Here is a 21,606-nt window from a genome sequence, read left to right on the forward strand (position 1 = left end):
CTCATGCCTCCACGGCGAGATCGGCGTTGATAATACGATCAAACACTTCGGTGATTTCGGCGACAACGATGGCAGGATCAGATTGACGACGGCTTTCTTCCTGACGCACGACGCGTGGAGTTGCTTGAGATACGAGTTTCTCAACAGTCTGGAGGAACGATAACGTCCGGTTAATCAATCCAAGATCCAACGCTCCAAGAGAGTTTAGAACCTTTGGCAAATCATCCCGTGTCGAACCGTCCAGTATTGATGCAGCCCCAACCAGTTCTGCATAGCGGCTACCTTGAAATTCGGCGAGATCCCGCTCGAACGTAACGATTTCGATATTGGCTTGTGCCGGCCAGCATTGGGTCTGATGGAGTAGTGCCACAACGTCTTTAACGTCGGCAATAAACTGGTTTTTGTCCAGTTTCTCGTCGGCAAGGAACTCACCAACGTCTTGCTGGAATCTTTTGATCAATCCCAAAACTCCCTGTATGCGACTCCATATCCGATCATCAGAGATCGTGGGAAGGAATGTACGGACCTCGTCGGGTATCCCTTCCATCACCTTCGGCCGATCTTCGGCTTCCATCGTTAGAGCATCGAAAAGCCGCGGCGTATCCACTGCATACGCCTTGCGTCCGGTATCGCCTTGATAGCTGACGCACCGGTCCCGGAGCGCATCCTGCAACAAACTACGAATCGGGCGACTTCCCGTTCCGTTTAGGGCATGATTGCGGAGTTGGTCCCAATGCGGTTCAACACTCGCGCTGTCGAAAGAGCGGGCGGGATCAAACATTCCGGCGAGGATTGATCCGGGACTAGACACCTTTAGAGGCGGCTCCATTCCGCAAATGCGCGCTTGAGTAAGAAGCGCATTGCCTATGGCGCTCGCCGCCCCTCGCGCATCGGCAATGAGGATTGGCTCCAGTTGCTTCCGAAGGCCTTCTATAAGGTTGACTGCCGCAATGTAGTCGTCATCACCCTCGGGATAATCCCAATGGTTTCCGTGATGCTTGTGACGGAGGACCGCCAGGAAGGCTTCGCGAAGCGTACCATCCTCATCCGTTTGTTCTTTGCAAACGAGCAGCACAAGGCCGCCGTTCGGATTGCTAAATGAGCCTGCAATGAAAAGCGAGTTGGCCTGAATCTCAGTATCTCGAAGTCTGAGACGGGTCGAATTTACTGAGGCAGCAAGCATAGAAACGATCGCGTTTCGCAACGCTCTTGAGTCCGCCTGAGAGAGGCGCTCATTGTTAGTTGCCCATCGGTCGAGTTTCCCCCGCCATTCAGTCAGAACCCGGTCTTGGGTCGTTTGCTCGTTCGTGGTTTTTACCTGCGTGGACTGTGAAGAGGCCTTCAGTGGAGCAACCGCCGCTGCTGCAGTGGCAGATTCTGACTGCCTCTCAAATTTAGCAGAGGTAATTTCCTGCGGAGTTGGCAGGCCGAAAGTATCGAAGATTACTGGCGAAACACGCGAAAGGGTTTGAACATCCAAAGCATCACCACCCCAGATCGACAATGCGCTCTGAAGCCGGCGTTTGGTTGACTCTTGTGCGTTCGTTTGCCGTACGAGTGATGCGAGATATCCGTTCGGCTGCAGACCATGATACTGGGGAGGAGGAAACTCGCCTCTCAGGAATAAATCGCGATCAAGGAGAGTGGTACGGAGGATCTCATTGATAATACGGCGAGGGTTAAACACCAGACGGCCACCTGCCTCCATCAAATGATAGCCGACCAAGCGCGAGATTGCATTTCGATTGAAGGGAAATAAGGGATCGCCCGCCTTGGAGAAACCGAATGCTTCTAGGCGGCCCGCCGCATCTTCACCTTGGCTCTCATCCACCCAAGTTGGGAGCCAGTCCGTTAGCGAGGCGGTCCGCTTGTCAGGCTGAAACTTTGCTTTAAGTTCGGCTTGCCCCCAACGCGCCGCATTCAAATAGGCCCCAATCATCTCCACCGCAGAGTCTGTGATCTCCTCGTTACTTTGTTGGGTTTGTCCAACTGCCCAGACCCGCTGCGCCCTTGTGAGGATTGTTTCGCGAGAGGTGAGATAACCATCCGTCAGTGCAAGCGCGGTACGCATGGTAGCGTAGATTTTTTTGCCATCGCGCGTACCCTCTTGAATACAGACGTTCAATAAGGCTTCCTGAATTCCAGCAAGTGCTGCGAAGTCTTCGACCAGGAGAACCAAGTCTTTCCCATCACTATGAAGCGTCTCGCGCACGCCCAGGATGATGTCCTGTAGGGTCAGGCCACCGCTAGCTTGTTCGAGGCGGAAGACGTGCCCAATAGCGTGGTCAACGACTGAATTAAGAAGTTTTACGATTGCATCACGTCGTTCCGGGTCGGCCACCGCGATTTGGGAAAGATAGTAGTGTCGAACCGGATGCGCCGCGTCGCTTATTGCCACATCTTCGGGCAACAGCAGATCCTCAGGAAAGAACTGCGTGTCCGCCTCGCCGCCAATACTCTCCTCGTCCCTGCCCTTGATCGCTCTGCCTATGATCCGACTGAACACCGTCTTGGCATAGTGGTCGTGGAGCACAGCGTCACGGAATAGCTTTGGCAAGCCGTCCGCATGGCCGATTAGCGGTCTCAGTTCCGGACCGCGACTCGCATCCTGCAAAAGCTGCGCACGCAAGTCCTTGGCTCTTTCGGCCAATGCATTCTGAAGTTCGGCCACGAAACGAACTATAACCTGGTTCGTATCAACCTCGGCCACCGCACGGTTCAGTTCATCACGCGGCTTCGCGTAGCGCGGATTGTCGGCAAGCGGTTCAAGGATAAGTTCAACGACCTTCCGTAAGCTTGCGCTTTTCGGAATTCGAATGACAAGGTATTTGTCCGACCGGTTAAGCTTTTGGAGTTGCGCGTCGAGCCATCGAACAACATGCGACTTTCCGGCGCCAGATGCACCGGTAATCGGGCAAAGAATGTAACCACTCGGGACATCATCAGTGAGAAAGAAGTCTAGGAGTTGCTTTTCCGTGACGACTGACTCACGATTTGTAACCGCAGCGCGAGCAATCAACGGCGTTGGTTGATGCACCGCCAGAAGGATTGAAACATCCGCGGTTTCAGCTTCGTTCTTGATGCATGCGTTCACTTCGTCGGCCGCCGGCCAGTAGCCTTCCAACATCACTTGGATCCCCGTCTAGAAAGCTCAACGTGCGTGAAATCTCGCCAGCGCCGCCGATTGCGACCCGTGAGTGTGGCACCTTCGCCAGTATCGCTGAGTTGCTGCAGTCGCAGTGTACCCTCTCGTTCCAGGCGTTGAAGTGCCCGTGATAGAGATGTCGAAAGGGTACCCGCCTCCGGTTTTGGCCAATTGCTTTCCTTTAACACACTTTCGACCTCCCGACGGTATTTGCCACCATCAAGAACTGGCAGCGCAAGGGCGATCCTTTCGAGAAATTCTCCGGCAATCAAACGAGGTGCAGATCCAAAGACATCAGGAAGGACGTCGCGCAACGCTTCGGTCGGATCGACTTCCCAGCGGTTTGCTTCGCGCGCAAATCCAAGAAATGGCATCCAAGAATTCAAGCCGTTCCAACGCGTGTCGTTTTGCACGATCGTGATTGCAGTCGGATCAATCAACTGCTCATTGACCAACGCCTCCAATTCGCGCGAGGATTGAGGGAGTGTATACACATCTTGCGCCAGCATCCATGCGACCGCTCGAGTGAAGTCAGCACTCTTCGCCCCTTCGGCGTCCCAGAACCGCTCGTTGTTTTCGGGATCGAGAACGACGGCTCGCGCTATTCTTGGCAGTCGCTCTTCTGCTTTGTCATGCTTAGAGCCCAGCATGGTCCGATATGGTTCGGCTAGCGAAATCACGCCATCCGACTTGCAAAAAAGGCCAAGTTCTCTCCAACGCAAGACGGTATTTTCGAGTTGAGTGGATATCACGCTGTCCAAGTTGGCGCCGCAACTCAAAAGCAACTGCTCTTCGTCGCGGGGCGAAAAGCGAATTATACTGCGCACTAAAACGATGAGTACGTTGAACAGCCCGTCGTTCTGCTGATTGAGTATAGTCACGACCTGGCTCCACGTAGAAATTGGTCAAGATTCAGAGTGTTTGTTCCTGTATCACCAACATTGCGTAATGGATGATGGGGATCAGACGCCGTGCGTGCGGCTAAAATGACGTGCAGCGGTCTAATGAGGTCGAAGAGAAATTTATTGATGCTTCCGTCGGATTTGGTCAAACGGGGCAAGTGATAACGGGCCGACTGGCGGCTTTCCTCCTCCGTATCTTGGATGAACAAGAGACCGCTTGGAGTTAGCCGATGAAGAGACCTCAGCCGCGTCTCCCGCATTCGATATCCGGGGTCGACGCCGATTTCTTGAATACCGAAAGTTGAAACCATGGCCTCGAGAACAGAATATGCGGTGGCGTCGTCCAACAATTGAGGAGAAAGAAGTAATACTGGCTGGCTGAGATCAAGGTGCGGAAAACGCCGCGTCCACGCACTCATGTCAAAGGTGTGGTTACCGGCGATGCCCATCGCGATCGGCTCCGCATAGTAATTGCTAATATGTCCCTGGGCCCGATCAGCGGGGCAACCGCCGCATGCCTTGGAGACCACAACCGTTCGCCCCGGTGAATGATTGCGGTAGAGACGATCGAGCAATGTTGAGAATTCTTCTGTTCCCGATAGGAGCTCATGGAGCAATCGCTCGCCGTTACGCGATGCGTTAAATGCGCGAGATCTCTCTATGGCGATTGCCGTTGTAAACTCGGCTTTTTCGAGATGCTCCATGAGCTTCAAGCGCACAATTGTATGCCGAAAATACTCAGGCCAGCCCCCTTCATCCGTAACATCGCTTGTATCTTGAGAGAGCGATTCGAATTCGGCAAAGCGCTGGGGCGGTTGAGAACGGAGCTCAATCATATTTGCGCGCGCCATCATAATCAGCGTGCGCATGTTCCAAGCTTGGTTGTAATCGGACTCCTGCCGCAGGCGCTCAGGGACACTGCCCAAATCGATTTCGAGCAAGAGACCGAATTCATCCAGCTTTGTACTCTCTCCAAACATGGCTTGCCACCGTTCGAAGGCGAGATCGTCACTGATTAGGGATGGAGAAGCTATCGATTTTGCGACTTGGAGATCCGATTCCCCAAAGATGAGAAACGAAGCGGAATGGCAGCCATCACGTCCGCCTCTCCCAACTTCCTGATAGAACCGGTCAACTGTTTCAGGCACTGTCACATGCAAGACGGTTCGCACATCGCGCTTGTCGATTCCGACCCCGAAGGCTGAAGTGGCCACTATTCCGTCGAGTTCGTTATCCCCCCATTGATCTATTATCCGCTTCCGTTCGGAAAAAGACGTCGATCCGTGGAAGCACGCTACGCGTCGATAGCCTTGTCCCCTGAGAATTGTCAGCCAACTCTTCGCGTCTTCCTGTTTTGTAACATACAAGATAAAGGGACGCGGCGCGTGCCTCAGCGTTTCCAACACCTTGCGCCGTTTTGCTTCTTGGTTGTCTTCTCTATGGATCCAGTATTGAGGTTCCGGTCGAAGATAGATAGAGGAGACAAGGCTAACGTTCTTGGCAGGGCCAAATAAAGAGTCGATTGTTCCAATAGTCTCGGGGGTAAGTGTTGCCGACATTAGTATCGTACGGAACGGCGTTGTAGGGCATGCACCTAACAATCCGCGTCTGATACCTGCCAACATTTGAAACGCCGGGCGAAAACCATCTCCCCATTGGCTGATAAGGTGTGCCTCATCGATGACAAGATATGCGAGCAAGCTAGCACGGGCAGCGTCATACAGTGCAGGCAGCAACGCTCCGACGGCCGCTTCTGGTGAGCAGTACAGGACGCCTTGCCGACCCTCACGGATCGCGGACTTGATTGTATTTCGAGAGTCTTCGGTAAGATCGGAATGCCAAGCCAGCGGATGCACGGCACGCGACGGATAACGCCGCTTCAGCAGATGTTCCATTTGCCGAGCCTGGTCGAGCACTAGAGCTGTGGTGGGGATGATACACAGCGTCAACCCTCCTTCGAATCCATTTGCAAGAACCGGCGCTTGGGCGACGAAACTCTTCCCTGATCCCGTCGGGAGCCCGACGATTAACGTCTCTCCGGGCGGCAACAGCAAGGCACTGCGCACTGCTTCCCGTTGACCAGGAGACACATACTCGTCAAACCCGCTGACTTCGCCAAGAAAAGGATCGATCGGCCGTTGTAGGTTTCGTCTTACATTGAACTCTTTGAATACGTCTTCGAAGACAGGCCTGTCAGTCTCATGAAGCCACTCGGGTTCCCATCGATGAGCGTCAATTATGCCGAACCCATCGCGTTCGCTGTGCAGGCGGATCCCGTACCGAGCCCACTGGCTTGCGTTTGGCCAGCCTTTGTCGATCGGAACGCGAAGGTTTGCAAAACGTGACCCCTTCTGGCCTTCTCGGCGCAGGACGTGCCGAGCGAGCGCCGCCATATCGTCTACTGCAACGAGTCGGCCCGCCGCTCGGGATTCGCTAAGGATCTGGCAGATGCGATCGAATATGCCATCTATCCCGCCTGCCGACAGATCTGCGCGATCAAGATCAGCAAGCGTTTCCTCAAGGCCAGCGAAATCCATTTTCATGAGCCGCCACCGAGTTGGTCAGCTAGTGCCGAGTTCTCAGTCAAGAATACCGCCCCGATGGTCTCTAACCGGATGTGTGGCCGCTTTATCCCCTCGATCATCGCCGCCGCCAAGTCGCGCTCGAATGCGAGGGAATTCTTGTCATTTGTGAGGGCGCGTCGGGAACGAGTTTCGAGTTGGCTCAATCGGCGATAGTCAATTTCGGCGGCACTTCGCTCTGCGAGCCTCAATCTTTCAATGAAATCTCTATTTGCTCGGAGATGAGCTTCCGCTGCAGCCCTCGACTTCGAGCAGAAATCGGCCCAATGGGTCAACTCATCTATTCCGAAGCGTTCCAGACGCGGCCAACGATACGGATTTACGTTGATATCGTAGTGGCTCGTTCCCTTTGTAGGTTGATACGGACGTTGGAGGACATCTCTGAGGGATTGGTTAGTGACCTCAGCAAAGGTGCTATCAAGCCAAATCGAGGAAAAGGCGGGAGCGAGTGCGATGTCACCCCTTCGGCGGAGTGCAGATTGGGCCGCAGAACCCGCTTTGCCGTACTTGGCTAGCACGGCCTCGAGTGGTTCAAGATTTGCCTCAACGAGAAAATCGAATCGAAGGAAGACATCTGCAGATTGAGACGGTTTGTAACTGGGATCAACACGCAACATTGCGAACGATCGACCGCGATCATCTGCGTCGGTGATACTCGAGAGGCCCGACAGAAAAGGGTCGCCATACCGCAGCAAGCGCGTGTGCTGACTGCGGCCTACTTTGCTGATCGCAGTCCGGCGTTGGAAGGTATTGGGAAAGGTCTTCACGACGCGGGAAAATCTGGTTTCCGGCGCAAGGTCGACACTGTCGGAGCATGCGTCCATGAAAGTTTGCAGCGGTATGAGCGTGTGGGATCCACCAGTAGCAAAGCGGTATCGGAAAGGTGCTGTGTGATCCTTCTTGTCCAGTCCAGCGGCAACTAGGCGCTCGAACAGGAGCGTGCGTTCAAGCCAAAGCGTTGTGTCATGAGCTATCTGGCTCCAATCGCCGTCTACTTCGCTCAGCCTATCCACTAGATCTGACGAAGGTGTAGAGAGCGCATCGAGGGCATCTTGCTGATCTATCGCCCTAAACTCCTGTTCGACAACTCCTTTGTCCCCCGCGTGTCGCAGTGTGAGATCCTGCAACGCCTCGGTACCGCTGTTGAAAAGAGCGGGAATTAGGTCACGTACTGTCTGGTCGATCAAATATTGGAGGCTTGCAACCGAGCGGTGGAAGACTTTGAGAGCATTCTCGAGATACTCTGTCCACGCCACTTGAAATTCATCGTCTTCACAAACCAGCACTACAGAACGTACGGTCTGTCCCGAGCCGTAACGATCAACGCGACCAAGACGCTGTTCAACTCTGTTGGGATTGAACGGCGTGTCGTAGTGCACGACGACCTTGCGCCCGCCTTGAAGGTTTAGTCCCTCTTCCGCTGTTCGATCGCATATCAACACGCAGTGGTCTGGATCGTCGTTGAACTGCCGCCACTGGTCGCTTGTTTGGTCATGGCGATCAACAGGACGTCGAAGATTGATCCGAAGACGTTTGGCCAAAGCATCTGCTGTGGCGACGTCGCTGCAGAAGACGACGCATTTGAAGCGCCCCGAAACTAAGCGCTCAAGGGCTTCCGACAGGGCACGATATCGATCATCAAAGATCCCGCCCCGGCTTATGGTAGAACCGATTGACGCAGGCGTGCTTAGATCGACGGCGGCTGGGTCTGGAATTGCGTACTCGGATGCCTTTTCCAACATCCTATGAAACTCTTGATAATGATTTGTCCACGCCCCGTCGTCTCTGCCGTCCAGGTCCGACGCTTCTTTGAAACGCCAGTTGTCCAAGGCACGAGTAAACGCTGCTCTGTCCTCACTTTGGTAGCGAAAAATATCCGCTCCTGCTCGGTCGGGGGTCAACCCAACGACGTTTCGTCGACGATGTCTTAAGATGCGTCGGTCAAGGCGATAGATTTCGCTTAGATGAGCGCGCGTGCGATCTATCGCCTCGATGAGCTCAGGATCGTCCTCCATCGGCATCGTTCCTATCGCCTCGCGGAGTCGACGGACGTGGTTTTGCAGAACAACATCATCAGGAAAAAGGTTCGAGATAACGTCTATCGAATAATCAAGATAAAGAGCGTTTTCCGGAATTAGGCTAGCAACAGCCTCCGCGAGTTCCTGCCGCCCAGCGATTCTTTTCTTCAAGGCGTCGACGTCGTCCAACCTATAGGTATCCGGGTCGAGTAAATGCAGCATCGCGAGAAAGCTCGCTTCATTGTGAAGAATAGGGGTTGCTGACAGCAACAGTAAACGCTCGGCCGAAAGCGCGGCCGTTCTTATTGCATTAAAGATGGCCGGGTGGTCCGTGGCGCGCGTGAGATGATGAGCTTCGTCTACGACCAGCATGTCAGCGTTCTGAAGGAGATCTCGGCTCTTGTCCGATTTGCTCATCGGAAGAACGAAGACATTCCGATCGAGTGCGGCATCAAGGTAGAATTTTTCGATGAGTTCCGTACGCCATTGCTCGGTCAGTGCGTCGGGCACGACCACTACGATTTTGGCCTTGCTGCCACAATCTAGGAAGCATTGCCGAATGAGGAGTCCGGCCTCGATCGTCTTTCCTAGGCCAACCTCATCGGCAAGCAGATAGCGCTGGACCGGATCCTGTAACACCTGCCGCACAACTTCGATCTGATGGCTTTCAAGATCAATAGCCGCTGAGAGGATGGCCGACATTCCAAGCGACGCACCACGCTGCGTCACTTGACTGCGCGTGAAAGCTGCTCGCCCATCTGAGAACCGGGGACTCTCGTTAATGCGACTGGCGAGGAAAGGCGTCGGGTCGACAATAGGCTTGCTCCACCGCACATGAATGTCGATTACGTTGAGATGTCGCGTGTTCTTGTTCGGGAATTGGACGATTTGAACATCGCCATGGTCATCGAGCAACCGGCCTATCTCCCATGCGCCGATTGACGGATTTAGGTAATAAACCCGTGTTTGCTCTGGTATTGCGGCTGGCTTTAGGTCGATGACGGGAATTTGTACGAGAATTGTCGGCGCAGTCGGGCTATCGAAATATTCCACCGAACACTCGTCGCCCGTCCTCCCAATCAGCTTGCCGACGCCCCACGACGCGCAGTTGCCGTTAACCGCCCTTACGAACACTTTCACCCCCGAATCGATTTCTTCAGGTTAGTCGTGCACAAAGCTAGTTGTCAGCTTTTTTTTGTTGAATATCTTAAACTATATTGATCTGTGGTTGTCGAAACCGTGGCGAAAGGCGCGGAGTAGAAAATAGCATTGTTGCAGCTTCTCCAACTGCACGGGAGAAGCTGCCGTAGGGTCCTTTACACAGGGTGAGCGGAACGCGACCAGACGAGTTCAAGAACGCCAGCCTCGATCTCCGTGAGCCAGGACGAGATTGGCGTTATCAAAGTTGGATCATCCAGCGTCACTGCAACATAGGTCCCTCCGCGGAAAGTCTGCTTGGTCCAAGCCGCACCAACTTCGATATCGCTGGCATACACACGGTAGTCTGGATCGCTTTCAGAGCAGTTGCCAGTGGCAATAATGGTTACAGGTTGAAATGCAATTGTCAGGGTCTCGAGCGACCAGTGAAACCGAAGTCGGTACGTGTGAAGGTGCCAATTGTTGTCATAGTGAGATGTCCTTTCGCCGTATAGATCGCGCCTATCGCGATCTCGACAGCCGCCAACTGACCGGAGGCGATCCGGACGCACCCTTAGGCCGGAATAAAATGGAGGACGGCAGCTAGCCCTTTTTTGACTTCGCGATGCAAAGCCGACCAACGGTCGGCGGCGGAAAAAAGGCGGGCAGCCGTTGCGTCATAGGGATCGAGGCGGCGCCACCGCCGGCCGCCGGTTATGTAAGGCAACAGAGATCGCCGGGGGCGACGTATCTCGGCGAACATATCGAGAATGCAAAACGAGGGCACTCCCGCCAAACGAGATCGCGGTCGGGTGCATGTGGCGCTGATGTCGAACAACCAGGTTGCGATCCTTGATCGTCAGGCCCTGCGTCAGTGCCCTGGCTCGTCCTTCAATTGGGTTCGAGGTGCTCCTCATTCGTCGGGTCAAGAGTGATCTGAACGGACTTTTGTTTGTTCGCCAGAAGGTTCAGCTTCACGGACGGGGCATTCGATTCGTCACTGACCTTGACCCATCTCGGCAGCCTGCTCAGAAATATTTTCAAGTTGTTTTTCCGATTCGGTTTTTCCGAGGCTTGTAGGGGTCGGAACAAGAGCAGTCCGAAATCGTACGCTAAGGTCGAACGAAACCGGAACGATGCCGTAGATCCGATGTGCAACATCCGATCTCTGTGGATTGCCACCGACATGCGCCAATTTTGATTTCTCTGTCCGGCCCGACTCGACAACGCTTCGAGCAGATTGCTCATCAACGGAGTCGGGCGATGGCAAAGCGCAAGCTTCTTAAAGATCAAGATCGCCGGAAGCTTGTCGACATACCAGTCGACGAGGATAACCTAATCCGACACTATTCGTTGTCATTGGCGGATCGCCTGGAGATTGCACTGCGGAGACGTAATCACAATCGGCTCGGCTTTGCCATCCAGCTATGTCTAATGCGATACCCGGGTCGAGTGCTTGGAGCAGAAGAAACTCCGCCTCGCGCCATGCTGAAGTATGTTGCTGATCAGATCGGCGCCGCTCCAGACGAATTTACCCTCTATGCACGCCGCGAAGAAACCCGTCGGGATCATATGGCGCGGCTAATGGTGTATCTGGATACGAGAAGCGCGACCCTGCAAGATCGCCGCGCCGCGCTATTGGCGGCAATTCAAGCGGCGACCATGTTCGACGACGGTGCTGCGATAGCCAGTTCGACTGTCGCCGCGTTTCGCGAACGCGGCGCTCTTCTGCCGGCGATCGACACGATCGAACGCATCGGCCTTGCCGGCCGTGCCATAGCCCGGCGGCGAGCAGAAAGAACCCTGATTGAAGACATCCCACTCGATAGGCTTCAATCACTGGATAGGCTGTTAGAGGTTGACCCGTCGATCGGCCAGACCCGCTTTCATTGGCTGCGTTCGGCACCAGAAGCGCCGGCCGCGTCGAACCTCGTCGGGCTGACCGAGCGGAAAGCCTTTCTGCGGCGGCTGGAGATCGATCCAGAACTGCAGGCGCGCGTGTCATCCGGACGGTGGGACCAGATGATCCGGGAGGGCAACGCAACGCCGGCCTGGCTTGCCAACGACTTCAACGCCAGCCGTCGCCACGCTCTGATCGTGGCCCAAGTCATCAAGCTTTGCCAGAAGCTCACGGACGATGCGGTGACGATGTTCATCAAGCTGATGGGTAAATTGTTCTCGCAAGCCAACAATCGAAAGAAGCAGCGACAGATGGACTGCAGAGCGAATACCGCCAAAGCGCTGCGCATGTTTCTAGATACGATCACCGCACTGCAGTCCGCCAACGACTATGGTCGGAACGCATTGGATGTTCTCGACCAAAAAGTCGGTTGGGACCGGTTGCTTCGGATGAAGCCTGAGCTTGAGTCGATGGTCGACGACAACGAGGCACCGCCGTTGACCGTGGCAGCCGAACAATACGCGACCGTCCACAAATACATTGGTGCATTTCTTCAGGCCTTCACGTTTCGCTCGGCGCATCGCCACGACCCGCTTCTGGCGGCAATTGCGCTGCTGAAACGGCTTTATGCCGAGAAGCGGCGGACACTCCCTGATCGCGTGCCGCTCACCCATCTCAGCCAAACTGATCGACGGCTTATTCTCGAACAAGGGAAACCTGATCGCCGTCTCTACGAGATCGCAACGCTAGCGGCTTTGCGAGACCGCGCTTAGATCTGCGGACATTTGGGTCGACGGCAGCCGATCTTTCCGGCCGATTGACGAGCATCTGATGCCGCGGTCGACATTCATCACGATGAAGGAAGAAGATCGTCTCGGTTTGGGGGTCCAAGGCGACGGCGCGCAGTGGCTTGCTGAAGCGTGCCAGATGCTCGAGTTCAACCTGCAGCGTCTTGCGCACAGAGCACGATCCGGAAAGCTCGAAGGAGTTCGTCTTGAGGCCGGAAAGTTGATCGTCACACCAACCGTCGGCGAAGTCCCCGTGGCAGCAGAGGAACTGAATGCCGAGATCAGCGATATGTATCCGTTGGTCGAGGTTCCCGACTTGTTAAGGGAAGTGCATGAATGGACCGGCTTTGCGGATCACTTCACGCATGTTCGCACCGGCGACATCCCGAAAAATGTCTCTGCCATGCTCGCTGGTGTACTGGCCGATGCGACGAACCTCGGCCCAAAGCGAATGGCGGGCGCCTCCAAGGGGATCAGCGCTCACCAGATTGGGTGGATGCGCACATTCCATGCCCGATCGGAGACCTACCGCGCGGCGCAAGCGTGCATCACCGATGTCCACACCCAGCATCCGCATTCGCGCCTTTGGGGCAATGGCACAACGTCGTCGTCCGATGGCCAATTCTTCCGTACGAGCGACCGGGCTGCAAAGCGCGGCGACATCAATTTGCATTACGGCAGCGAGCCCGGATCGAAATTCTATAGCCATCTGTCAGATCAGTACGGCTACTTCGGCATTTTGCCCATCAGTCCGACCGAAAGCGAGGCGGCCTATGTGCTCGATGGGCTCTTCGACCAGGACACGGTGCTCGACATTCAGGAACACTTTACCGACACGGGCGGTGCCAGTGATCATATCTTCGGGCTGTTCGCCTTGATCGGAAAGCGGTTCTCACCGCGACTGCGCAATCTCAAAGACCGGAAGTTCCACACGCTAGAAAAGAGCGGTGCATATCCGGCGCTGTCGAACCATATCGGGGCGCCGATCAACACCGCCCTGATTCTCGACCATTGGGACGATCTGCTCCATCTCGCGGCGTCGATCACGACGCGGTCCGTGGTACCGTCTACGATCCTGAAGAAGCTTTCTGCGTCTCCGAAGCAAAGCCATCTCGCGAAGGCGCTCGGCGAACTCGGTCGGATTGAGCGTTCGCTCTTCATGATCGAATGGTACTCAAGCCCGGCACTACGGCGGAGATGCCAAGCCGGTCTCAACAGGGGAGAGGCCGCCCATAAGCTGAAACGCGCTGTGTTCTTCCACGAGCGAGGCGAGATCCGTGACCGGTCGTTCGAAAGCCAAGCTTTCCGCGCCTCGGGGCTCAATCTCGTCGTCAGTGCGATCGTGCATTGGAATACGGTTTATCTTGATCGCGCGGTCACACAGCTGAAACGAGCGGGGCGAGACATTCCTGATACTCTATTGAAACACATATCGCCGCTCAGTTGGGAACATATCAACCTTACCGGCATCTACACATGGGATGCCGAACATCAGATGCCGAACGGATTTCGATCGCTCCGCCTTCCAGCTGGGCTGCGGCGGGTCGCATAAGTTCTCATTCCGTTCGCCCTTAGCGTACGATTTCGGACTGCTCTTGTTCTGACCCCTTACCCGGAGCGCAGTCGGCCTCGTCTTCGGCGTGGAAGGCCGCTATGGCCGTTTCCACGTCTTCGAGTGCGAGGTCGAATTGCTCGGGATCAGACTTCTCGGATTTACGACCGAAGGCGGCTTGTTTGAAAGCAGCGACCAGCTTCTCAAGCCGTTCGATCCGCTCATCCTTGCGGGCTTCACGCGTTTGCGCTGCGATTAGCAGCGCCTTCAGGGCAGCAATATCGTCTGGACGTTGTCTTGCCCCCGGAACTTGCGAACCGAGTCATCGTGACGCACCTATTCGATTGCCGTTGGCGCTTTTGTCTCGACGGAGCGGACCCGACGCCAATCAAGCCCAGCAAACAGGGTCTCGAACTGCGCATGTCCCAAGGTCATTAGGCCGTCCCGAATATCTGGCCAGGCAAAGGCATGCTCCTCCAGCCGCTTGTAGGCCATCACCAAACCGCTGCCATCCCAGAAGATCAGCTTTAACCGATCCGCCTTGCGCGACCGGAATACGAAGACCGTCCCCGTGAATGGGTCCTTGTGCAGCTCGTTTTTTACCAGCGCGGCCAAGCCGTGGTGACCCTTGCGGAAATCGACAGGCTTGGTCGCCTCCATGATCCGAACCCGGTTCGACGGAAAGATCATATCGGACCAGCGCAGGCACGCGCGACAGCGGCGATCCGGGCGGCAGACGCGCCTTCTTCCAGACGGATCGTGACACCGCCAACGATGATCTCGGGACGGCTGGCTTTTTTTAACGGCGGCTCCGCAACAGGTGGATCGACGATGACCGCTGCGAACTCTACCGCATCCACGGGTGCAGGGAGTACAAGCTTGCCCTGCCGCGCCATCGTCCGCCAGGTGGAGAGGTGGTTCGGCTTCAAGCCGTGTCGCTCTGCGACCTCATTCACCATCGCGCCGGGTCTCAAGCTCTCCGAAACGATCTGCGCCTTGATGTCATCCGGCCAGTGCCGATGCGGCTCACGTCCAGACTTCCTGCTCGTGAGAACCCCCAATGTACTCTCCATGGAGAAACTCCCTTTGCTAGTCCAAGGAGAGTTGATCACAGATCAGGACATCGATCTCAATGTGGGAGTGGGGCATCGCTTACAACTGACGTGCCCCCGCATCAACAGGGTTAGCAGTGAAAGGAGCAGATGGTGAGGTGGCGACTAAAATCAAGCCACCTAAAAGTCTCGCGGGCACAACTTTATATTGAGAAACAAATCCAAAATTGGTTATCTCATCAGATGGATTTAGTGGGGATGATCTAGCATGTCTAATAGAGGCGCGGACTGGTTACGGTGGGAGCCACACATCCATGCGCCCGGTACCTTGTTGAACGACCAGTTTGGCGCAGATCCATGGCCGAAGTATTTGGATAAGTTGGAGAGCATCACTCCCTCTCTCACCGTAATCGGTGTAACCGATTACTATAGTATGGCAACATACGAGAACGTGCGCGCAGCAAAAGAAGCTGGACGTCTTCCCAACTGCAATCTCATTTTTCCAAATATCGAGATGCGCCTCGCGATCGGCACATCGCGAAACAACTTCGTCAATGTGCATCTTCTTATCGATCCATCGGACGCGGATCACGTTGAGAAAGTGAACGAAATTCTTGGAAGACTAACCTTCACCGTCGATGAGCAAGGCTATGGATGTACAGTTCCCCAATTAGTTCGGTTGGGTAGGCACCTCAACCCGCTGTTAGTTGAAGATCGCGCTGCACTTCAACATGGCGCGGAGCAATATAAGGTCTCGTTAGACGACCTGCGGAACGCCTTGAACAATAACTGGGCGAAAGAGAATATCCTGGTTGCTGTTGCGGGAGGTGCCGACGGAGCAAGCGGGCTCCGGGACGGATCCGACGCGACACTACGGAGGGGCATCGAAAGATTTGCTGACATCATCTTTTCAGGCAATCCAAAGGATCGTGATTTCTGGCTCGGGCTGAAGGACGATTGCGACTCGGACTTCATCAGCAAGAACTATGGAGCCCTAAAACCAACATTATGGGGATCTGACGCACATGATATTCCTCGGGTGGGGATGCCCGACCAAAACCGGTTTTGTTGGATCAAGGGTGATGCGTCTTTCGATGCACTCAAGCAGGCTTGTATCGAGCCGCGACGTGCATATGTCGGCCATTCACCCACCATCGGTGCAAGCCCCTCCCAGGTGATTTCTAAAGTGGAGATTAAAGGTGCTGATTGGGCACAAACGCCTGAAATCGATCTGAATCCCGGCCTTGTTGCAATCATCGGTGCACGCGGATCAGGTAAGACAGCCTTGGCGGACATCATCGCGATGGGATGTGATGCATTCCCAAAGACCACTAATAGCAAATCGTTCATCAGTCGCGCCAACGAGGATGGCTGTCTCCAGGGATCTTACGTTAAGGTATATTGGGAAGCGGGAGGTGAGTCAGAACTCCGGTTTCTTGATCAACCTTCTTCGGAGATCTGGGACGGGGACGCACGCGTAAGATATCTTTCGCAGCAGTTTGTCGATGATCTATGTTCTTCGACCGGAATGACAGATGCGCTGCTCCATGAAATAGAACGGGTCATTTTCAATGCCCATCCAAGTCGGGATCGCGATGGCGCTGTAACGTTCAGCGATCTTCTTGATCGCAAGGCGTCGCGATATCGGGATGCCCGTGCACGAGAAGAGGCGGCACTAACAACCATTTCGGAACGTATCGGAATCGAGATGGAAAAAGACAAGCTTGTGGGGAGCCTAAAGACTCAGGTGCTGGAAAAATCGAAGCTGATCGAGCGCTATTCCGCCGACCGAACTCGGCTGATTCCGAAAGGTTCGAACAAGGAGGCGACCCGTCTCGCTGCTTTAATTTCGGCTGCGGAAAATGTGCGCTCGAAGATCAGAGCTTTTGCAAATCGCAAGGCTTCTCTCGTTTCAATCTTTGACGAGGTAGAGGACCAGCGAACCAACCAAGCCCCTGAAGCGCTGAGAAGCCTCAAAGAGCGCCACGGCTCAGCTCAGCTGGACAAAATAGAGTGGGATAGGTTCCTTCTGAAGTACCCGACCGACGTAGATGATTTTCTTCTTAAACAACAGCAGGCCGCCGAACGTACTATAAATGAAATGAAAGGCAGTATCCCTACAGAATTAGTGGACGGATCGCCATATCTCACTGACGACGCCAACCTAGAGCGAACGACGCTGGCCACTCTCGAAGCTGAGATAAAGCGGCTGGAAAAGCTCATTGCCGCAGATAAAGAGACCGCCGATCGCCTCAGTGCGCTCTCGAGCAAGATAACTGAAGAGACACAAGCGCTCCAGTCCCTCAGGGAAAAGCTTTCTGATTGCGAAGGTGCGAAAGCCCGCGCGACACAACTCGTTGCAGAGCGCGAAAATGGTTATCTGCGGGTGTTTCAAGCGATTTTAGGCGAAGAAAAGGTGCTTAAAGGCCTATACGCGCCCCTGATGAATAAACTCTCCGCCGTAGGGGGAACGGTCCATAAGCTTTCCTTTTCTGTCAACCGCATCGCTGACATCGGTCGATGGGCAAAGCGTGGAGAGGAATTGATTGATGGAAGAAAACCTCCATTTGCGGGCCAGGGCTCGCTACAGAAAGTGGCAACACCTCACTTTGCAGCAACGTGGGAGAAGGGCGCAGTAGAAGACATCTCCGACGCAATGACTTCGTTCAAGGAAAAATACCAGGACGAGCTCCTAGCCGCCTCGAAAGTTCCAAAAGGAGATCAGGGGTATCGTACATGGTCCCGAAACTTTGCCCAGTGGCTATATAGCACTGAGCATATTAGTCTTCGTTACAGCATCGACTATGATGGGACCGATATCACGAAGTTGTCTCCAGGAACGCGCGGCATCATCCTGTTGCTTCTATACCTCGCTCTTGACGATGCGGACGACCGTCCCCTCATCATCGATCAACCGGAAGAAAATCTCGATCCACAGTCGATATTCAACGAGCTCGTTGGGCTTTTTCAAGCTGCTAAGAGCAAACGGCAAGTTATCATCGTGACGCATAACGCCAATCTCGTTGTTAATACCGATGCAGACCAAGTTATCATCGCGAAAGTCGGGCCCCACGTCGCTGATGGGCTCCCCCCGATCACCTACACGTGCGGTGGGCTCCATGAAGCATCCATACGACAGTCAGTTTGCGATATTCTCGAAGGTGGAGAGCGAGCTTTCCTCGAAAGAGCCCGTCGCTTGCGAATACGTGTAAGGTCCTGATGGTGGTCAAACAACTTGCCGGCGAGACGATGCGGGTCCGGCACGGGGCCGATGTAGCGCACGTTCTCCCGATCGAGGCGGATAAGTCGTTCTGGGAGATCGCCACCTTGCAGGACTCCTCTCTCGCCAGCGCGGATCCCGTAACTTGTCATTTATGCTGCCGTGCCAAATGATCCAAATATTCTCTCGGAGAGACCGCATAAACGAAAAAAAGGGCGCCATCTGCATGCAGTTCGAAAAAAAGCATTTCCTGCTCAATGACATCTCTCCGTTTCAAGGGAGAGCCTGGATCCCCCTCCATCAGGTCGTGAGGAGAGAGAGCAAGACGGATGAGTGCGAAATCGCAGAGTATGAGGCTTGGGCAGGCACTGGAACTGCCGCCGTCTGGAAAGACAAACGTGCCGACGCAGAGAAGATAAGCTGGGACGAGCTGGGTGTTCAACCGCAACGATCCTATGTCGAGTACGGGGAATACCGCCCCGTAGATTTGTTTCGCACGTGGCAGGGCAACGAACTGGGTCTGCGTCTTGTCATCGTCCAATCCTTGGACGACGTCGACGCTGAAATCTGGCACCTTCATCACGATCTTGTGGTGGCCCTTCGCCTCATCCGCGAAAATGATTCCTGGCTTTGCCCAAAAGATCAGTTCAGGGAAGTAGCGCGTATCAGTCGGGACCCATCCGGCAAGCCGGAGCTGCTTGAAATACGGAAAGAGTATCTCGTCGACTACCTCGCAGCTCGCAACATGGATCTCTATAGCTCGAGCTACTACGAGCGCCGATGGTGTACCGAAACCCGGCCCGACTTCACATTCGAGTCTGAAGAAATTCGGACCGACGGTGCGGAAACGAGGGAGGCCTATATCAGGGCAGGGAGGTATCCTTTTCCGGAAGGAAGCTTCGTGACGCTTGGCGCGCTGTGGAGGACGGAGTGGGTTCTAAGTGGCGTTGTAAGTTCAAGAGTTCGAGGTGATCCAGAACCAGCCAATGCGTCGTTCGTCATCGACGTTGATGGCAATCGGACGACCGCAAAACAGCTCCCGCAAATGGCCTACCTGTATTTTGATCCAGCTGTAGTAGACAGCGTTCTCAGACATCGCGGTTCAAAATTTGGTTGGTACACCGGAGAGACAGGCGCAATTGGCGCAGCTGCCGCAGTTCACTTCGGGATAAATGACTTGGGTCTCGTGGTCGTTTTTGCCAAAGACATCGGACAGCTTCCGCAAGCTGAACAACGGATCTGGAGCGCGTTTAGCGTGACTCCCGAGGGCGGAAACTCAAAAGAGCTGTTTTCGGTTCAAATGATGCTGCAGATCCCCGACACGAAGGCGCCGGAAGCCGAAATCGAAAAGATTCTGGGCCTCGTGAATGACGCCTTCATTGCCAAATACGACAAACCCTTGCTTCTACCGCATGCCTCGGTTCCCTCGTTGCTCAAGAAAATCCATCGGTTCGTAGCGGTGGATGAGAGTGGAATTTTGGAGCTATCGAAGGACGTGACGCGCCTTTTTGTCGAGCGTCTCAACCAGGATGCATTGATGATCGCTGTAAATCTCGACAAAAACGAAAACCGTCCGGCCTCCCTGAAGCTGCTTGAAAAGATGCTTTCACGGCACATCGAGGACGACAAGGCTAAGAAGGTGATGTCGCCACTATTTGGTATTTATGATCTGAGACTTGCCGACGCTCACCTCGGAACGAGCAGGATCGAAAGCGGCAAACTCCGAGCAGGTGTCGACGAAAATGTGCCGGCTCCGATGCAGGGGCGGCAGCTTCTCCAAAGTTTTTGCGATTCGCTGAATGCGATTGCAACGGTCTTGACCTGACTGATTGGGCCATCGCCTGAGGGCGATCGCGCTCTATGGCTTTGCCACGTATCCAGCCTGCGGCCTTCTGCGCCGTTCCGGTGACGATCACTTGCAGATCAAATCGCGTCCCAGTATTCGATCAATCCCACCAGGTGCGATTTGCTTCTTAGTTGCGCTCCCGTTTGACCCAGCGCTGTTTTAAGCAAAATCGCTCTTTTCATCGCACTCAAGTTTGGCTTGTCGGTGTGGTACGAAGCAAAAAAACGTATGGTCTCGAAATCTCCAACATGCTGATAAAGAACGTGGCGGTCTAGCTCGCGTGCGACAGCTCTACAAACGCTGGCAAGACCATGAGCTTTTTCTTTTGTCAGACATTCCATGTCGTGGAAAGCACGCGCGCCATGATTGCGCGCATTGCTTATGTCCCGACCGAAGGCATGACCCACTCTGTTACGGATGTTCCGCAGGTCCTCGAGCGCACTGTGATGACACTTTATCTTAGGGTCCATCGGTCCAAACAGCCTTTCGAGTCCAGCGATACGCGCACTCCAATCGCCCTTCGTACATGAGGTCACATGCGGATCCGTGTCAATTTTTGCACCGCCATTCTTCAAAAGCTTTGCACCATCGATCGAACGTGGAGCACCAAATAGAAGACCGGGATCGGACCTTATTCCGAGATCGACCAAAGCGGCTACATAGGTCTCTAAATTCGCGGCACAGGCCACGATGGTATTGAGATTCACCCAGTTGTCGAACAGATTGTAGCTATCTGACCAATCTTTTACGGTCTTAAATGAGCTGAGAAACCTTTCACCGGTTTCCAATGCGGAGACTGCAGGGTCTCCCCAAGTAGCGCCCTTCTCCTTTAAAACTTTGTAGGAAAATTTCAGGGCATTGAGATGGGCGGTTCCAATCGTGCCTAGCTGATCATCGTACCGCTTAAAAATTTGGTACGACCATGTCGTTTCGTCATATGGGTGCCAGCGGTCAAAACCCTGATTCATTATGATTCCTCCTTAGCATCCCTTAACGTGAACCGATGATCCGGCACAAGACTGCTCCCGCCTCCTCATCGTACAACCCAAGCCCAGCGAAAGGCCGCACAGCTTTGTGGCGCACCGGCGACTGCCACCGCTGAAGGCGCTGCGCTCTTCCAGCCGCGTCAGCACAATGCCTGCGGCATAAGCCGATCGCATCTGGATTCTCATGCTGACTTTTGCGATGTCGTAAGCCTTTGAATTTATGGTATATAAATTCTTAACGAAAGCTATCTATCCATTAGGATTCATTAGTGAGTATGGTTGATGGTTGAGCTTATAACCATCGATAAGTACCCCTTATCAAGTCTTATACGTACGTTCTGATTGTACGCTTTGATATCCCATGATATTGTCGCTCCCATCATCAACTCGGAGGTCGCCATGCCCCAGACCAGCTACAAAATAAGTGAGGCTCGCAAGAATTTTGCGGAAGTCCTCGATCGTGCCAATCAGGGCGAGG

The 21,606-nt window shown here is 54.4% G+C and carries 11 protein-coding genes and 2 pseudogenes; 4 read left to right on the forward strand and 9 right to left on the reverse strand.

What is annotated here, in order from left to right; genetic code table 11:
* Position 1: 1 nt before the first annotated feature.
* The 5 genes from dpdH to QRN85_RS24550 all read right to left on the reverse strand — a co-directional run bounded on the left by dpdH (position 2) and on the right by QRN85_RS24550 (position 10,356).
* Positions 2–3,127 (reverse strand): protein DpdH, encoded by a 3,126-nt coding sequence (gene dpdH, locus QRN85_RS23405; RefSeq protein WP_284760350.1) that lies wholly within the window; start codon positions 3,125–3,127, stop codon positions 2–4.
* Entirely contained in the window at positions 3,127–4,026 is a 900-nt protein-coding gene (dpdG, locus tag QRN85_RS23410) for a protein DpdG (RefSeq protein WP_284760351.1), read from the reverse strand. The genes dpdH and dpdG overlap by 1 nt, the downstream gene beginning before the upstream one ends.
* On the reverse strand, positions 4,023–6,590 hold the full coding sequence (gene dpdF, locus QRN85_RS23415; protein ID WP_284760352.1) for a protein DpdF: 2,568 nt from the start codon (positions 6,588–6,590) through the stop codon (positions 4,023–4,025). Before dpdF ends, dpdG begins: the two co-directional genes overlap by 4 nt.
* A complete protein-coding gene (dpdE, locus tag QRN85_RS23420; RefSeq protein ID WP_350225090.1) occupies positions 6,587–9,787 on the reverse strand; it encodes a protein DpdE in 3,201 nt (1,066 codons plus the stop codon). The genes dpdF and dpdE overlap by 4 nt, the downstream gene beginning before the upstream one ends.
* 176 nt (positions 9,788–9,963) lie before the next feature.
* The gene (locus QRN85_RS24550; RefSeq protein ID WP_350225091.1) at positions 9,964–10,356 is read right to left on the reverse strand and encodes a DUF736 family protein; all 393 of its coding nucleotides are present in this window, start codon (positions 10,354–10,356) and stop codon (positions 9,964–9,966) included.
* Between the two features lie 691 nt (positions 10,357–11,047).
* Between QRN85_RS24550 and QRN85_RS23425 the strand changes: the two are divergent.
* A pseudogene (locus tag QRN85_RS23425) lies at positions 11,048–14,024 on the forward strand (Tn3 family transposase).
* A gap of 70 nt (positions 14,025–14,094) precedes the next feature.
* Here the strand turns inward: QRN85_RS23425 and QRN85_RS23430 are convergent.
* From QRN85_RS23430 to tnpA, 3 genes and pseudogenes are all read right to left on the reverse strand, one after another.
* A pseudogene (locus tag QRN85_RS23430) lies at positions 14,095–14,304 on the reverse strand (transposase domain-containing protein); the annotation flags it as partial.
* Between the two features lie 56 nt (positions 14,305–14,360).
* Positions 14,361–14,714, reverse strand: a complete 354-nt coding sequence (gene tnpB / locus QRN85_RS23435; RefSeq protein ID WP_284760353.1) for an IS66 family insertion sequence element accessory protein TnpB — start codon at positions 14,712–14,714, stop codon at positions 14,361–14,363.
* Positions 14,711–15,097 carry an IS66-like element accessory protein TnpA gene (gene tnpA, locus QRN85_RS23440; protein ID WP_284760354.1) on the reverse strand — a complete coding sequence of 129 codons (387 nt, stop codon included), beginning with the start codon at positions 15,095–15,097 and terminating at the stop codon, positions 14,711–14,713. Before tnpA ends, tnpB begins: the two co-directional genes overlap by 4 nt.
* Positions 15,098–15,344: 247 nt before the next feature.
* Here tnpA and QRN85_RS23445 point away from each other — a divergent pair, with 247 nt between their 5' ends.
* Positions 15,345–18,296 (forward strand): TrlF family AAA-like ATPase, encoded by a 2,952-nt coding sequence (locus tag QRN85_RS23445; protein WP_350225092.1) that lies wholly within the window; start codon positions 15,345–15,347, stop codon positions 18,294–18,296.
* 226 nt (positions 18,297–18,522) lie between these two features.
* On the forward strand, positions 18,523–20,121 hold the full coding sequence (locus QRN85_RS23450; protein ID WP_284760359.1) for a hypothetical protein: 1,599 nt from the start codon (positions 18,523–18,525) through the stop codon (positions 20,119–20,121).
* 98 nt (positions 20,122–20,219) lie between these two features.
* Here the strand turns inward: QRN85_RS23450 and QRN85_RS23455 are convergent, their stop codons facing one another.
* The gene (locus tag QRN85_RS23455; protein ID WP_284760360.1) at positions 20,220–21,110 is read right to left on the reverse strand and encodes a hypothetical protein; all 891 of its coding nucleotides are present in this window, start codon (positions 21,108–21,110) and stop codon (positions 20,220–20,222) included.
* Between the two features lie 417 nt (positions 21,111–21,527).
* Here QRN85_RS23455 and QRN85_RS23460 point away from each other — a divergent pair.
* Positions 21,528–21,606: type II toxin-antitoxin system prevent-host-death family antitoxin (locus QRN85_RS23460; RefSeq protein ID WP_284760364.1), on the forward strand; the 79-nt coding region annotated here is incomplete at its 3' end.

Source organism: Agrobacterium sp. fls2-241-TYG-188a (assembly GCF_030209845.1).